Origin of the sequence: uncultured Roseibium sp. (assembly GCF_947494555.1) — a bacterium.
In the GTDB taxonomy this organism is placed as follows: Bacteria; Pseudomonadota; Alphaproteobacteria; order Rhizobiales; family Stappiaceae; genus Roseibium.
In genome coordinates this window covers 852,164-868,550 of the sequence record NZ_CANLVF010000001.1, presented here as the reverse complement: position 1 = coordinate 868,550, position 16,387 = coordinate 852,164, and the positions used below count along the sequence as shown (strand labels likewise).

Sequence of the window (16,387 nt, the reverse complement as noted above, 5' to 3'; positions counted from 1 at the left end):
CCTCAAAGCTCTTCAAGCTGTTTTGGCAGGGCATAAGCCCACTGCGTGATGTTGCCCGCACCGAGGCATATGACGAAGTCACCCGGCCGGGCGATGTCCTTGATCAGGCATGGCAGCTCCTCCGGACTGTCAATGGACTGAACCTGGCGATGCCCACGGGTTTTCATGCCCGAGACCAGATCCTTGTGGCTTGCACCCTCGATGGGCTGTTCACCGGCAGCGTAAACCGGAGCGATAATGACCGTGTCAGCGTCGTTGAAACAGTTGGAAAAATCATCGAACAGGCTTTGAAGACGCGTATACCGGTGTGGCTGCATGACTGCGATCACATTGCCTTGCGTCGACTCGCGCGCGGCGTGAAGCACCGCCTTGATTTCCACCGGGTGATGGCCGTAGTCGTCGAATATCTGCACGCCGTCAACCGTCCCGGTATGCGTGAAACGGCGCTTTACGCCTCCGAACGCAGATATGCCCTTTTCCAGATCCTCCGGACCGACACCCAATTGGGAGGCGACGGCAATTGCGGCGGTTGCGTTGGACACATTGTGCAGCCCAGGCATTGGCAACACCAGGTCCTTCAATTCCACGACTTCTTCTGTACGGCGGTCGCGAATGGCGACTGAAAAAGTGGACCTGCCGCCGTCCATGGAAACATCTGTAAAACGAACATCGGCCTGCGGATTGGTACCATAGGTCACAACCCGCCTGTCCTCGATCGTTCCGATCATGGTCTGCACTTCCGGGTGATCGAGACACATGACTGCGAACCCATAGAAGGGAACGTTTTCGACGAATTGCCGGAACGCCGCCTTGACGCCCTCAAAGTCACCGTAGTGATCGAGATGCTCCGGATCGATATTGGTGACGATTGCAATATCCGCCGGAAGCTTGACGAAGGTCCCGTCGCTTTCGTCCGCCTCAACGACCATCCAGTCACCTGCCCCCATGCGGGCATTGGTGCCGTAGGCGTTGATGATACCGCCGTTGATCACCGTCGGATCAAGTGAACCGGCATCCAAAAGCGCAGCGACCATGGAGGTCGTGGTCGTCTTGCCGTGCGTGCCGCCAACAGCGATGGCCTGCTTGAACCGCATAAGCTCTGCGAGCATTTCCGCCCGCCGAACGACCGGGATCAGTTTTTCACGCGCGGCGACCAGTTCCGGATTGTCTTTCTTGATCGCCGACGACACGACAAGAACTTCAGCTTCGCCGAGATTTTCCGGCGCATGCCCGACCGCGACCGGAATGCCGTGCGACCGGAGGCGTTGAACGTTGGCATTTTCCGCCATGTCCGAACCCTGGACCTGATAGCCGAGGGTTTTCAGCACTTCGGCTATACCGCTCATGCCGATACCGCCAATTCCGACAAAATGAACCGGTCCAATATCCTGCGGCATTTTCATGGCCGTTCTCCTTGTTGTGCAGCAACCTTTTCAACCAGGTCGGCAAGACGTTTGACCGCGTCCGGCTTGGCGACGCCGCGTGCGTTTTCTGCAGCGACCGCGAGCTGATCCGGCGCATTCATGAAACGGGCGAGTTCCTCTGCAAGCCTGCCCGGATTGAGCTCGGATTGCCGGATCGGCCAGGCTCCGCCCGCCGTCTCCAGGACCTTTGCGTTGGCTGCCTGGTCCTGATCGATTGCACCCGGCAGCGGTACGAGAATGGACGGCCGGCCGAGAATGCTGAGTTCACTGACCGAAGACGCGCCTGAACGGCACAGGACAAGATGGGACGCGGCGATGCGCTGCGGCATGTCCTTAAAGAACGGAGCGCATTCGGCGTCGACACCGAGGCCTTCATAGATTTTCTGGACGCGGTCCATGTCTTCCGGCCTGCACTGTTGAACGACCTTCAGCCGGTTTCTCATTTCACCTGGCAAACGTTCCACGGCGGGCGGCACAAGATCGGAGAAAAATCGCGCACCTTGCGACCCCCCGAACACAAGCAACGCAAATGCGCCACCTTCAAGCGGCGCGGAATAAGGCTGCCCTGCAGCTTCGACAACGGCGTCGCGGACCGGGTTGCCGGTTTCCACCACCTTGGCTGAAAGCTCTGCCGGAAGATTGTTCACCGGAATGCTGGTCGCAATTGCATTGACGCCCTTGGCGAGCATCTTGTTCGCGCGGCCCATGATACCGTTTGCTTCGTGCAATATCGAGGGGGTACCGGTAAGGCGTGCCGCATACATGGGCGGAAAAGTCGGATATCCTCCGAAACCGACAACGACAGCCGGTTTCAAGCTTTTGATCACCGACCGTGCCTGAAGTGTACCGCGCAACAGGCTGTATAGCGTTTTGGCAATGGAAACCGGATTGCGGCCGCGAATGGTTTCTGAAGAAATGATGTGGACATTCCTGGCCGGAAAGGCAGTCCCATATTTGTCGGCGCGCTCGTCGGTCGCCAGCTCAACGATCCATCCACGCCTGCCGAGTTCGCCCGCAAGCGCTTGCGCCGGGAACAGGTGACCGCCGGTTCCACCGGCCGTAAGGAGTACAGTTTTGCTCATGGTTTCGCGCTATGCGCCTTACATCAATGAGGAGGGAGACAACCGGCTCACGGTCACAACCTCCGACCTGGAGGGCTGCGGCCTTCTGCGCGTCAGCGCCAGAATGGCGCCGGCCGTCATCGCAGAAGACAACAAGGAAGATCCACCATAAGAAATGAAGGGAAGGGTCATGCCCTTTGAAGGTATCAGATGCAGGTTCACGGCAAGATTGATGGTGGCCTGCAGCCCGAACAGAACCACCAGACCCGCTGTCGCCAGACGGCAGAATGCATCCTGGTCCCGGCCAGCGTGGCTAAGGCCGCGCAGAACGACGAACGCGAACACGGAGACCACGATCAGGCAGACGACGACGCCGAATTCCTCGCCAACGACTGCAAAGATAAAGTCGGCATGACTGTCCGGCAAAACCTGTTTCACGGTCCCCTCGCCCGGCCCGCGCCCGAACCAGCCACCGGCAAGAAACGAATCCATTGCCGTGTCGACCTGGAATGTGTCCCCCGAATTCGGATCAAGGAATCTGTCAACGCGATTGGTCACGTGGGGCAGGAATGCATAGGCTGCGAAAAGGCCGATGACACCCACAAGCCCAAGCGCCACAATAATCAGCCAGGAAATTCCGTTCAGGAAGAACAGCCCGGCCCAGACAAGACCGAGCAGCATCGTCTGGCCAAAGTCGGGCTGAGCAATCAACAACGCAGCACATACGGCAAAGAGTACGAAGGCGAATAAAACGCCGGGAACCTCACGGCGGCGGCCGCTTTCAGACAACAGAAAGGCAACCAGTATGACGAATGCGGGTTTCAGGAACTCCGATGCCTGCAGCGAAACACCCGCGATATAGATCCATCGGCGGGCCCCCTTCGTCTCAAATCCCATAAAGAGAGTTGCGACCAGCAGAACAACCGAGACACTGAACACAACGAGCGCCGCTCTTCGAACCATTCGCGGCGTCATCAATGACCCGGCCAGCATGATCACCAGCGCGGGTACGAGGAACATGGCCTGCCGCTTGACGAAGTAGAGCGTATCAACACCAATGCGCTCAGCGACCGGCGGGCTTGCAGCGAAGGCAAAAACAACCCCCGAAAGCAGCAGCAACCCGAACGCTGCCAGCAGATAGTGGTCGACTGTCCAGAGCCATTCGGCGAAACGGCTTCGATCAGCGCGTGATACCATTACGCCACCTCCTGGTTGTTTCCGGTTTCCGGCAAGGCACGCACTGCGTCCACGAAGGCCGCACCTCTCAATTCAAAATTCGGATACTGGTCGAAACTTGCGCAGGCGGGAGACAGAAGTATCGCGATTTCCTGAGCTCCATCCTCCGCTGCCTCTGCAGCGGCATCATTCACGGCCTGGGGCAATGTCCCGCTAATCTTGAAGGGAACCCGCCCTTCAAGGGTTTTCGCGAACTCTTCTGCTGCCTCACCGATCAGGAATGTCTTTGCGATTTTCGGGAAATATTCGTCCAGCGAGGAGATACCACCCGCCTTCGCTCTGCCACCCGCAATCCAGTAGATACGGTCGAAACTGGATAGTCCCCGCGCGGCTGCGTCCGCATTGGTCGCCTTGGAATCGTTGACGAAGAGCACCCTGCCCCGCTTGGCAACCACTTCCATACGGTGATGCAGGCCCGGGAAGGTTTTCAATGCTTCCGCAATTCGCTCGGTTGGAATTTCCAGCGCCCGAAGTGCAGCAAAGGCGGCCGCAGCGTTCTGACCGTTGTGGTCACCACGCAAACTGTCAGTGCCGCCGAGAAGCGCAACCACGGACTGACTGCCGTTATGGGCTTCTATGAGATAGCCCAGATGCGCATAGATACCTTCAGTGAGTTCCCGCTCCCCGGCGATGCGGCACACAGGTTTATGCGCCAGTTCAAGCCGGTCGGCGATCAGGGATGAAAGGCGGTCGTCCACACCGATCACTGCCAATTTCGACCCGGCAACGAGCCGTTCCTTGATCGCCGAATAGTTTTCCATTGTGCCGTGACGATCGAGATGATCGGGTGACAGGTTCATGTGAATGCCGATGCTCGGATCCAATGTCGGGGCAAGGTCAATCTGGTAGGAAGAACACTCAATGACGTAGTGCCTGCCTGGTTGTGGCGGCTCCAGGTCAAGGATCGGTGTGCCGATGTTTCCGCCCATCTTCACGTCGAGACCGGCTTCCTTCAACAAGTGCGCAACAAGAGCGGTTGTTGTCGACTTTCCGTTCGTGCCGGTAATCGCAATGAACGGTGCTGCAAGACACTGCTTGCGCCGCTCCCGGCAGAAGAGTTCGACATCGCCGATAACTTCGACGGATGCCTCCCGTGCAAGATCGACGGTCCAGTGCGGCACCGGGTGTGTCAACGGCACCCCCGGCGACAGAACCAGTGCGGCAATCTCGCTCCAGTCGAGCGAATGCAGGTCTTGTGTCGGCAAGCCTTCCGCGGCGGCTTCCTGGACCCGTTCCTCATTGTCGTCATGGCAAACGACATCTGCGCCACCTGCTTTCAAGGCACGGGCAGTCGCCAGGCCGGATCCCCCGAGCCCGAACAGTGCGACTTTCTTGCCTAGAAATGTGGTGACAGGGATCATGCGTCTTACCTTAGCTTCAGCGTCGCAAGCCCGAGCAGGGCAAGAACGACAGCGATAATCCAGAAGCGGATCACGACTTGGCTTTCGGTCCAGCCCATGATCTCGAAATGGTGGTGAATAGGTGCCATCCGGAACACCCTTTTGCCCGTCAGCTTGAACGAAATTACCTGCACGATGACGGACACCGCCTCCAGAACGAACAGTCCGCCGATGATTGCCAGAACGATCTCGTGTTTGGTGGCGACCGCAATCGCGCCGATCATGCCGCCAAGCGCCAGCGAACCGGTATCGCCCATGAAAATGGCCGCCGGTGGGGCATTGAACCAGAGAAAGCCGAGACCGGCGCCAATCACTGCACCGCAAATGACAGCCAGCTCACCGGTACCGGACACGTGATGGATCTGTAGGTAGTTCGCAAAGACCGCGTTGCCCGAGAGATAGGCTATGAGACCGAACGAGGCGCAGGCAATCATCACCGGCACAATGGCAAGGCCGTCGAGCCCGTCGGTCAGGTTCACGGCATTGCCGGCCCCGACCATCACAAAGGCCGCAAAGGGAATGAAGATAAGTCCGAGGTTGAGGGTAAAGTCCTTGAGGAAGGGGAATGTGATGGCTTCCGAAAACTCGGAGGTATCCAAAACCGTAACGGCAAACGCCGCCGCCGCCGCGATCAAAAACTCCAGACCGAGCCGCGCCTTGCCGCCAAAGCCCTTGTGCGAGGATTTCGTCACCTTCAGGTAATCGTCATAAAAACCGATGACACCGAACCCAAGCGTCACGCCGATGACCACCCACACATACGGGTTGGACAGATCCGACCATAGAAGCGCAGCAACCAGCGCACCCGACAGGATCATGAGACCGCCCATCGTGGGCGTGCCCTTCTTGGTCAGGAGGTGGCTTTCAGGACCATCGGCGCGGATCGGCTGACCGTGCCCCTGGCGAATTCTCAGGCTTGAAATGATCTTGGGTCCGAACAAAAAGACAAAAAACAGCGCTGTCATGATGGCGCCGCCTGTTCGGAAGGTAATGTACCTGAACACGTTCAGTGCCGAAATCTGATCAGCGAATTGCCCCAAAAAATAAAACATCAGCTATCCCTTATGCCGCCGCGGTGTCATCCGCGGGCGGGTATTCCTTTTTCAAGGCCGTTACCAGCGGGCCCATGCGGGTTCCGAGCGATCCCTTGATCATAACGACATCGCCGGGGCGGACGTCCTTCAAAATGACGTCTTCCAGATCTTTTGCATCTTCGCAGTAGTGCGCGCGGAGCTCATGCGGCAACTGTTCCCAGAGCGCATGCATGTGTGGCCCGGCGCAATAGACAGCATCGATTTGAGCTTCGACAATCGGCGCGAGCAAATCCGCGTGCAGGCGATCGGCATCCGTGCCGAGTTCCCGCATGTCGCCAATCACGGCAATGCGCCGCGCCGGCCGTGCTACCGGGACAGAGCCAAGAACGGCAATGGCCGCACGCATCGATGCCGGGTTTGCGTTGTAACTCTCGTCTATCAGACTGAGTTCGCCGCCCTGAAGCATCAGCTGGCTGACTTCACCGCGTCCCTTTGGAGCCCGCATTCCATCCAGTACGAGCCCGGCTTTCGCAAGATCCGCCCCAACGTCTGCGACAGCCGTCAGGACAGCAAGGCTGTTCTTGACCTGGTGTTTTCCCGGCGCTCCGATTTTATAGGTGATTTCAGTCCCGAGAATGGTGGCGTCGACGCTGGAGCCACCGGCAAAGCTGATAACATTTTCAGTATGGCTGTCGGCACTCTGGTCCTCACCGAAGGTCTGCACCACAGACACACCGGCGGTGGCGGCAAGGAAGCGCAGCAGATCGAACTGGCGGTTGTCCTTGTTTAGGATGGCAATGCCGCCCGGTTCAAGGCCATCAAAGATCTCCGCCTTCGCCTGAGCGATTTTCTCCACGGAGTCGAAAAACTCCAGGTGAACGGCCTGAACGGTCGTAATGATCGCGACATGCGGCCTGACCATCTTGACCAGCGGCGTGATCTCTCCGGCATGATTCATCCCGATCTCGAACACACCAAAATCGATGTCAGCCGGCATGCGGGCAAGTGTCAGGGGCACGCCCCAATGGTTGTTGAACGAGGCGACCGATGCATGCACCTTGCCGGACTGCTCCAACGTCAGCCGCAGCGCCTCCTTGGTTCCTGTTTTTCCAACGGATCCCGTGACTGCAACAATCCTGGCGCGCGTTCGAGCGCGTGCCGCAATGCCGAGACGCCGCATTGCTTCCAGAGGGTCCGAAACAACAACGTATCTGCCGTCCTCGGGCAAATCGGCCAGCCTGCTTTCTGCAACGAGGGCCAACGAGGCACCTGCTTCCAGAGCCGCCGCGACATAGTCGTGACCGTCGAGCCGGTCTCCCTTGATCGCAATAAACGCATCACCAGGCTCAAGCGGCCGGCTGTCGATCGAAATGCCCGTGATGTTCGCGCCAGCATCACCCTTGATGCTGCCACCAGTAGCTTCCACAAAGGCATCCAGTTTCCAGAGAGGGTCGCTCATGTGTCTCCTACAAGGCTGATGGCGCTTTGCACGGCGTCATGATCGGAAAAGGGAATCACTGTCTCGCCAACAATCTGGCCGGTTTCGTGACCTTTTCCGGCTACACACAGGATATCGCCGGCATCGAGGTGCTTCACTCCCTCGGTAATTGCATCGTACCGATCCGCAATCTCGAGCGCGTCAGGCGCACCGGAAATGACGGCCTTGCGGATAGCGGCCGGATCCTCCGATCGCGGATTGTCGTCAGTAACGATCACCAGATCGGCATGGCGCGCAGCAGCTTCACCCATCAGGGCTCTTTTTCCGGGATCCCGGTCGCCGCCTGCTCCAACGACGACCGAAAGCTTGCCAGTCGTATAGGGCTTGAGCGCCGCCAGTGCGTTGTCGAGTGCATCCGGTTTGTGCGCGTAGTCGACAAAGACCAAGCCACCCGATGCGGTTTTCCCGGCGAGTTCGAGCCGTCCGGGCGCTCCCTTGAGATTTTCCAGCGACCTGAGCACCAGCCCCATATCAGTCCCGGCTGCAATTGCCAGGCCGGCCGAAATGAGCGCGTTGGAGACCTGAAAACGCCCGATCAGGGGCAATGTGATCTTGTATTCGCCGCGCATGGTTTGCAGCGTCAGCTCCTGCCCGGACCCGTGCGGCTGCATGCCTGTCAGTTTCAGGCTTTCTCCTGTTTCACCAACGGTAATGACCGGCAATCCTCGACGCTGCGCGACCTCCAGAACCCGGTCGGCATATTTCTCCGCCGGATCGACGACGACAGTGCCTCCATCGGGGAGCAGGTCCTCAAACAGGCGCAGCTTCGCACGCAAGTAGTCTTCGATCGTCGCGTGATAGTCCATATGGTCGCGGCCGAGATTGGTGAAGGCCGCAGCAGTCAGCCGCACACCGTCGAGCCGAAACTGGTCCAGGCCGTGCGAAGACGCCTCCATCGCCGCATGGTTTATGCCTTCGCGTTCCAGTTCGGCGAGTTCCCTGTGAAGGGCAACAGGATCGGGCGTCGTCAGGCCGCCGTAGCTTACCCCGTCGGGCTTCACCGTTCCGAGAGTGCCCAGGCTTGCCGCGGGATGCCCTGCCGCCTGAAAAATCTGCCGGACGAAATGGGCAACGGAGGTTTTTCCTGCTGTTCCTGTGACGGCTACAATGACGTCAGGCTGCGCACCGAAGAATCTGGCAGCCATTTTAGCAAACACCAGACGTGGTTCGCTTGCCGCTAGCACGACCGTGCTTGCAGGAACACTTGCGCGCACTTTCTCTTGCGCTTCATCCGCACACAAGACACAGGCCGCTCCGGCTGCAACTGCATCCGGCGCGAAACGCATACCGTCTACGGCCGCTCCCTTGAAGGCAGCAAAAAGAAATCCGGACTCCACCTTCCGGCTGTCAGCCGTCAGGCCGGATATTTTCAGTTCCTTTGCCGCATCGGGCACCGGAATGCCACTGGCCAAGTATGCAAGATCCATCTCACCTGATCGTTCAATGTGTGCGTCGTCGTTTTGAAAACCTGGGACCGGTTAACGGCTGCGACCCCGCCGGTGCCCTTTGTTTCTTCAGTGTCTCCTTAATAGGAAATTTCGATCGGTTCATCCCCTTTGCCGAACCGCGGCATCACTCCAAGCATCGGCGCAGAGCGCCTGACAATCGCGCCAACCGTCGGCGCGGCATTCAAGCCTGCCGTCGCCCCGATACCCTGTCGCTCCGATTTTGGTTCATCGATGACCACCAGAACCACATATCTCGGATCATCCATCGGAAAGGCCGACAGGAAGGAATTGCGGCGTTTGTTATTGACGTAACGCCCGTTTTCAATCTTTTCGGCAGTGCCGGTCTTGCCGCCGACCGTGTAGCCCGGCACGTCCGCACGACGCCCGGATCCGGACAGCACATTCAGCCGGAACAAGTACCGCATCATACGGCTTACATCCGGAGATATGACTTGTTTTCCAACGGCTTGCGCATCTTCCTCCGAGCGTGGCATGAAGGTGGGCGGCAGAAGTGTGCCACCGTTGACGACTGCAGCGGCCGCGACAGCCGTCTGCATTGGCGTCACCGACAATCCGTGCCCGAAGGAGATGGTCATGGCGGCAAGTTCATTCCACTTGGGCGGGAGCAGCGGCGCTGCGTTTTCCGGCAACTCGGTCTTCAACCGATTGGTCAGGTGCAGCCTTTCCAGAAACTCCTTCTGACGGGCAACCCCTGTTGCCAGCATCATTTTCGCGGTGCCGATATTGGAGGAATAGATAAAGATTTCCGGTACGGACAGAATGCGGTTTTTCCCGTGGAAATCCGTAATCGTCCGCCCTGCCGCGCGAATCGGCCGTGTCGCATCAAAGCTGTCATTTATTGAGACTGAACCGGAATCCAGCGCCATCGCCGTGGTAAAAGCCTTGAACACCGACCCCATCTCAAAGACGCCGCCGGTCGCCCGGTTCAGGCGGTCACGCTCCAGAGCCTGAGATCTGTCGTTGGGATCGTAGTCCGGCAAAGACGACATCGCGACGACTTCGCCCGTCTTTGCATCCAGAACGATACCCGCAGCCGCAATTGCCCTGTATCGCTCCATCGCCTTGACCAGCTCGTCGCGTACAACGTGTTGAACCCGAAGGTCTACGGACAGCCGGACCGGCTCCATCGACCTTCCGGAGGCAAAGCCGAGCGATTGCAGATCGCCAAGCCATTCGTCGTCGATGTATTTTTCGATCCCGGCAAGACCTTGGTTGTCGACATTCACCGAGCCGACGATGTGACCGGCCGTCGGGCCACCGGGATAGAAACGCTGGTTTTCAGAAAGAAAGCCAATACCTGGAAGTCCGAGATTGTGGATCTGATCCGCTTTTTGCGGCGTCATTTCACGCTTCAGCCAGACAAATCCCGCGCCGCTCTCCAGACGGCGCCGAACCAGTTTCTCGTCCAGTTCCGGCAAAACCCGGATCAATCCTTCGACCGCCTCGTCCACGTCCAGGATACGGCGCGGCTCAGCATAAAGCGAAGCGGTTTTGATATCAGTCGCCAGAATTTCACCATTCCGGTCGATCAAATCGGGACGGGAGGCGGAAACGGAGTCCTGGGCAGAGATCCATGCACGGGACGGCGCCTCCTCCATCTGCGCAAGCAGTACCAGTCGCCCCGCGATCGCCGCATAGACGCATGCAAAAGCCAGCATGGCCACATAGACACGTGACTTCACAGCACTTGAAGATATCGACCCACGCACTGCTCGAGGATTGGTGCGCTTCACCTGGAGAAAGCTTGCCGGCTCGCTTACGATCGTCATTAATCAGCCCCTCACCGGATTGAAGTCGATGAGCCGGCATAGCCGCCCATCTGGTTGGAGCCGCCAATCGGCTCGAGCATGACAGGACGCGCTGGTAGATCCTTAGGGGCCACAATCTGTTTCACGTCCAGCGCTTCGAGCTGCAGATAGTCGTTGTAGCGCTCGACGAGACCCTGCAGGCGGTCAGGCTTGTTCAAGAGGCTCCATTCCGCCTTGAGATGCCGGATCGCATTTCTTTCTTCGTCAATCTGGCGCTGCAAATCGGCGACCTTTTCAGCCGATTTGGTTGCAGCCAGCTTCATGTCGTAAACTGTCGCAGCACCGATCACGACTGCGAGAATGAACAAGATGTTCAGCGTTCGCACCATCTTCAGCCCCCTAACCCATGAAACTCTGCCAGGCGCGGTACGCCGGCGGCATGGATATCCAATTCGCGAACCGGCGCTTGAGTTCGCAGCCCGGCTCTGAGCTTGGCCGACCGCGCACGCGGATTGGTATCCGTTTCGCGCGCGCTTGCTTCAACCGCCTTGCGTGTCAGCAGCTCAAATGTCGCCGGCGGAACCTCTTCTTCGGGCATATGCCGGGATCCGCCGCCTCGAATCCGCGTTCTGTCTTGAAAGAACCTCTTCACGATCCGGTCTTCCAGAGAGTGAAAACTGACGAGAACGAGACGGCCACCCGGCTTCAGGATTCGCTCCGCCGCACCCAGCGCCTTTGCCGCCTGGTGCAGTTCACCATTCACATAGATCCGCAGCGCCTGAAATGTACGTGTCGCAGGATGGATCTGCGCTTTTTTGGGTGAACGCCCGAGCACTTTTTCAATCAGCTCGGCAAGTTCCAGCGTACGTGAAAACGGTTTTTCCTTGCGCGCTTTGTCGATTGCATGCGCAACAGACGTTGCACGCTTCTCCTCGCCAAGGAGCCCGATAATTCTGATCAAATCGCGGACCGGAAGGTCGTTTACGACATCTGCCGCTGACGGCCCGGCCTGCTCCATGCGCATGTCGAGCGGCCCGTCACGGAGAAAGGAAAAGCCGCGCTCGGCTTCGTCGAGCTGCATGGAGGAAACACCGAGATCGAGGACAACACCATCGACCTCGTCAAAGCCCAGCGCACGCGCATGCTCTTCCAGATCGGCAAATTGCCCCGAAACCAGCATCAGGTTCCCGCCGGCCTCGTCGGCCACCACCTGCCCTGCAGCTATGGCGTCCGGATCGCGGTCGATGCCGATGACGCGGGCGCCGAGCGCAAGAATGGCGCGGGAATAGCCACCGGCACCAAAAGTGCCGTCAATGATGACGTTTTCAGCTTTTGGATCCAGCCACTCAACGACCTCACTGAGGAGAACCGGCACGTGACGCTCGGGTCCGCCTGCGGCAGAAGCTGCATCCCTGTCGCCAAGCGCCATCATGTCGGCTCTCCTTGTGAAGGTGCGGGGGCATTCCCCGACAGCATCGCAAGCGCGCGCCTTTGGGCCTCAGCACGGTACTCACGAAACTTTTCCGGCTCCCAGATCTGAAACTTGTAATTCATGCCGACAAAGGTCACCTGGTCGCTGATGCCGGTGTGATCGCGGATCATGTCGGAAATGGTCATGCGGCCATCCCCGTCGATTTTCGGGCTCTCGCTCGCACCGAACAGGGCGACGGCAAGCGCATCATGATCCGGCGAAAGTTTTGCAAATGCTTCTGAGCGCTTATTGATCTCGGCCAGCAGCTCATTGCCACCAGCGTCAACAGCGTCGCAATGCGCAGAGGTGATGCAGTAAAGACCTTCAAAGCCGTCTCTCGCCAAGACCGACCGGAAGGGTGCCGGGATCGACACGCGACCCTTGGCATCGAGCCGGTTGGTAAAATGCGAAACAAAGCCGGACATCAATCCCCTTCAGACGGGCGCCCTCCCGTCGAAATCCCCAAAACACCCTTAAGAAGAAACGGCCAATGCGCGGCCAAGGACATGCAATTTGCAATTTTTGGCTCAAACTGAGCCGCGAATTCGATGTCCCAGACCCGGCAAAAATGGGTCCGCACTCCCCTTTCTGGGTATTTATGGGATACCATGGGAAGACATGGGCAGTCAATGGAATCTCATGGATTCTGGCTCGATTTGATCGCTCACGACCCCGTCGGTCGAGGTTAGTCGGAACATGCTTAATGAAGCCTTGACAGAATGAGAGAATCGGATTCGCAGGAATACGGAGGTTTTGGGTTCGGAGCATCCGCGACCCGGCAAATACTGCCTAACCATTTGGTCTTTCAAATGACCTGTGGAGAACAAAAAACGCCGCGCTGAGGCGCGGCGGTCTTCGTTTGAATTCAGTTTGTATCGCTCAGATGAGCTGATCGGCAGCGCCCAGGCTTTCCAGTTGCTCAGTGACGCCACCGGCTTCGGAAATGACCGAATTCCAGTTTGCAGCGGTCAGATTGGCGATCGAAAGATCTTCTGCCTGGATGCCTTCAAGCACATATGCGTGCCCGCCGTTGTTGTTCACCGAGATCTTCAGATCGCTGCCCGTTTCCTCGATCACAACATCGGATGCCGACAGGCTGCTGAAATTGATGACATCCTCCGCCGGATTGAAGGCCTTTACGGCAAACTGCCGACCCCAGTCCCAGGTCACCAGCAACGTATCCTGTCCATCTCCGAAAACAATATCATCGCCCGGGGCCGGAACACTTGGCGCATCCGGCTCGTCGGGTATCACAGGCTGATCCGGATCAGATACTGCGCCAACCCCTTCCCTCGTCTGATGCCCGTCCGTCGTTTCACCTGTTGGCGCATCCGGCGTCAGCAAGGCGGACCGCGAAACCAGCGTTACATCGCTCTGATCGAACCCAAACGGTGCCTCGAGATTGTCTTCCATGACCTGATCGTGGTGGAACTCAACATTGCCCGGGACAAGATCTGCTTTCGAAACACCGGTGAACACAAAACTCTGCCCGCTCGGAAGAGAACTGATCACCATGCCTTCGGGCGTATCTTCGACGCTCAACCGTTCCCGCGTTCCGAAATAGAGAAAACTGATTTTCTGCGTCGCCGGATCAAACCCGTCGATCACTTCTGAAACACCGTATTCGTGCGACCTGAGGTAGACCGTATCAGCTTCTCTAGGACCGACATTGGTCACCCAGGACAGGAGACCGCCGATATCCTGCCGCAAATGTTCGTTGCCGACGACGCCGAAGTTCTCCATGGACATTTCAGCAAGCAGAACGCCTTGCAGGATTTGCATGTCGGGACCCCACGGATTGTCGATCACCGGTTCACCATTCGGCGTCATCGTCAGGATGAGCCCATGAACCGATGCATTGCCGAAGTCGATCTCGTCTGCAGCCGGGTTGAAACCGACAATGTCGTCCGCCCCGAAATCCGCCGCCCATTTGACCCCGCCCTGGTCGCTCACACCGGTCGGCACCGGCGGATTGGACCCGTCCGTGTCATAGACAACATCGAAACCGCCTGTGTCCGGAGTGACCACTGATTGCCCCAGCAGGCTGGCGACCTCGTTAAGCGCAGACTCCTCGGCAACCATGAAATTGTTCATCGTTAGATCTGACGCATCAACACCCACAAGCAGTGTCTCGCTGGCAATTTCCCCGGTCGACGTGAGCACACGGATGGTCAACCCGTCCGCGGTATCTGCAATCGTCGCCGGATAATCGGCAAATTCCAGCCGCTCGGCAATCACGCCGGCTTCAAGGTGGATCATGTCAGATGCCGGATCAAAGTCGTCAATCACACGTGATGGACTGTTCGGCATGATCATGATCATTTGAGGCTGATCCGGTGTTCCCGGAACGTCAGGGTCTACAGGGTCGACAGGATCGACCGGATCGGTTCCAACCTGGCTTAAGATCTCCTGGCCGGTCACTTCGCTCATGATGGTGAAGTTCGACGGCGCCAGGTCGCTCAACGACAAGCCGGCAAGTGTGAGCGTCTGATTGTTGGCGGTCATTGTGAAGACGACGTTGCCGCCATCTTCCGAAACATCGATCGCATCCGGGCCAAACCAGTCGATGAAGATCGTGTCGCTCGCGGGATCAAAATCGGAGACAGTCCGGTCTGTCCCCCATGCCCATGTGACAACAAGGGTTGCCGTAGCTGCTGCGACCCCGGCAGTGCCATTCCAGCTGCCCGGTGTTGCCGGAGATACCGGTGTATCCGACTCATCGGGCACATCGGGCCCGTCTGGCGTATCCGGCTCATCGGGCGTGCCGGGTTCGTCGGGGGTGTCGGGCGTTCCGGCTCCATCGCCGACAAGCGCCAAGACCTCTTCTGCCGCCGAGGCGTCGAGGATCGTAAAGTTCGCGGCACTCAGGTCGCTCAGTCGAATATTGCCCAGCGTTGTCGTCTGGTTGTTCGACGGAACCGAGAACACGACGCCTGTGGCCGTTTCGGATATGTCGAGATCCGCGGCGCCAATCCAGTCAATGAAGATCGTGTCTGTGGCGGGATTAAACCCGTTGACCACTTCATCCTGCCCCCATGCCCACGTGATCACGACATCGGCATCAGTTTCAGTGACACCGGCGCCACCATTGCCGCCATCCAAACCCGGATCGCCTGTCACCGGTGTTTCTCCCGGAGTGCCAAGACCCTCGTCGCCGTTCAGCCGGTCCTCGTAAAATGCGATCATCTGCTCAATCGAAGGCGCATCGTACCCGCCGAATTGATCGATGTATTGCAGGATCGACGTGCCATATTCGTCCGTGCTGACAGCACCGCTTTGCAGCAGGGACGCCGTGCCCCAGGCGCCACGCAAATGTGCAGCAGCAAGTACTCCGGTCAGTGTCAGTTCAACCGTGACGGTTTCGCCGTTTTGGGTGTAGCTTGCTGTCTGGCCGATGAAATCGCTCAGTGACTGCCCACTATTGCCGAGCTGGTTTTCCAGCACCTGCAAATTGTAGCCAAACGCTTCCTGGATCGCGACATTCTGAGCGTCTTTGGTCGTGAAATCTTCCAGCGAATTCACATCGTTTTTGCCTGTCCAATTTCCGTCCCAGCTGTTGGTCGATGCGCCGTTGCCGTAAAAGACGTCATCATCGTAATAACCAAGATCAATCAACAGCGCCTCGCCGAACTGAAAACCGACAAACCCGAGCGAGTTCATCGAGCGGTAAGCCATTGCCTCCCACTCAGGATCGGTCAGCTGCGACCAGCTGCTGTATTGCGGAAAGTGTGTCTCGACCGCGCCACCTGCCCATTGATCGAGTTGCCAATCCTGAATGACACCAGCGTCGTAGCGGTCCCTGTCCCATCCGGACTCAAATGCCAGCAGTGCTGCCAAAAAGTCTTCGAAAGTCCCTTCCATATCTTTCCCACCTGTATTGATAATCCCGAATCAAGGTTAGGAAGGAACAAGGATAGCAACATGGACAAAACATTAAATGTTAATGACGATAAAAAGGCCCATTAGACACAATTTAATCATAATTAAACTCAAGAAGAATTTACGAATACATAAAACACTTGAAAAGAAAATTTCTTCCATAATTT

Annotated in this window: 12 protein-coding genes; all 12 read right to left on the bottom strand. The window is 57.9% G+C overall.

From position 1 onward, the window contains the following. Positions 1–2: 2 nt before the first annotated feature. The 12 genes from murC to Q0915_RS03825 all read right to left on the bottom strand — a co-directional run bounded on the left by murC (position 3) and on the right by Q0915_RS03825 (position 16,202). Positions 3–1,403: a UDP-N-acetylmuramate--L-alanine ligase gene (murC, locus tag Q0915_RS03880; RefSeq protein WP_299473529.1), complete on the bottom strand. Its 1,401-nt coding sequence runs from the start codon at positions 1,401–1,403 to the stop codon at positions 3–5. Further along, positions 1,400–2,506, bottom strand: coding sequence for an undecaprenyldiphospho-muramoylpentapeptide beta-N-acetylglucosaminyltransferase (gene murG, locus Q0915_RS03875; RefSeq protein WP_299473526.1), 1,107 nt, complete (start codon positions 2,504–2,506; stop codon positions 1,400–1,402). The genes murC and murG overlap by 4 nt, the downstream gene beginning before the upstream one ends. Before the next feature lie 18 nt (positions 2,507–2,524). After that, entirely contained in the window at positions 2,525–3,682 is a 1,158-nt protein-coding gene (locus Q0915_RS03870) for an FtsW/RodA/SpoVE family cell cycle protein (RefSeq protein ID WP_299473523.1), read from the bottom strand. Then, positions 3,682–5,082, bottom strand: a complete 1,401-nt coding sequence (murD, locus tag Q0915_RS03865; RefSeq protein WP_299473520.1) for a UDP-N-acetylmuramoyl-L-alanine--D-glutamate ligase — start codon at positions 5,080–5,082, stop codon at positions 3,682–3,684. The genes Q0915_RS03870 and murD overlap by 1 nt, the downstream gene beginning before the upstream one ends. 5 nt (positions 5,083–5,087) lie before the next feature. Then, positions 5,088–6,173, bottom strand: a complete 1,086-nt coding sequence (mraY, locus tag Q0915_RS03860) for a phospho-N-acetylmuramoyl-pentapeptide-transferase (protein ID WP_299473517.1) — start codon at positions 6,171–6,173, stop codon at positions 5,088–5,090. Positions 6,174–6,183: 10 nt separating this feature from the next. After that, positions 6,184–7,614 carry a UDP-N-acetylmuramoylalanyl-D-glutamyl-2,6-diaminopimelate--D-alanyl-D-alanine ligase gene (locus Q0915_RS03855; protein WP_299473514.1) on the bottom strand — a complete coding sequence of 477 codons (1,431 nt, stop codon included), beginning with the start codon at positions 7,612–7,614 and terminating at the stop codon, positions 6,184–6,186. Beyond that, a complete protein-coding gene (locus Q0915_RS03850; protein WP_299473511.1) occupies positions 7,611–9,080 on the bottom strand; it encodes a UDP-N-acetylmuramoyl-L-alanyl-D-glutamate--2,6-diaminopimelate ligase in 1,470 nt (489 codons plus the stop codon). The genes Q0915_RS03855 and Q0915_RS03850 overlap by 4 nt, the downstream gene beginning before the upstream one ends. 98 nt (positions 9,081–9,178) lie before the next feature. Further along, positions 9,179–10,891 (bottom strand): penicillin-binding protein 2, encoded by a 1,713-nt coding sequence (locus tag Q0915_RS03845; protein ID WP_299473508.1) that lies wholly within the window; start codon positions 10,889–10,891, stop codon positions 9,179–9,181. Between the two features lie 11 nt (positions 10,892–10,902). Then, entirely contained in the window at positions 10,903–11,259 is a 357-nt protein-coding gene (locus Q0915_RS03840; protein WP_299473505.1) for a hypothetical protein, read from the bottom strand. 2 nt (positions 11,260–11,261) lie between these two features. Then, positions 11,262–12,299, bottom strand: coding sequence for a 16S rRNA (cytosine(1402)-N(4))-methyltransferase RsmH (rsmH, locus tag Q0915_RS03835; protein WP_299474677.1), 1,038 nt, complete (start codon positions 12,297–12,299; stop codon positions 11,262–11,264). Next, the gene (locus Q0915_RS03830) at positions 12,299–12,766 is read right to left on the bottom strand and encodes a division/cell wall cluster transcriptional repressor MraZ (protein ID WP_299473502.1); all 468 of its coding nucleotides are present in this window, start codon (positions 12,764–12,766) and stop codon (positions 12,299–12,301) included. The genes rsmH and Q0915_RS03830 overlap by 1 nt, the downstream gene beginning before the upstream one ends. A gap of 454 nt (positions 12,767–13,220) precedes the next feature. Next, positions 13,221–16,202, bottom strand: coding sequence for a hypothetical protein (locus Q0915_RS03825; protein ID WP_299473499.1), 2,982 nt, complete (start codon positions 16,200–16,202; stop codon positions 13,221–13,223). Positions 16,203–16,387 lie beyond the last annotated feature (185 nt).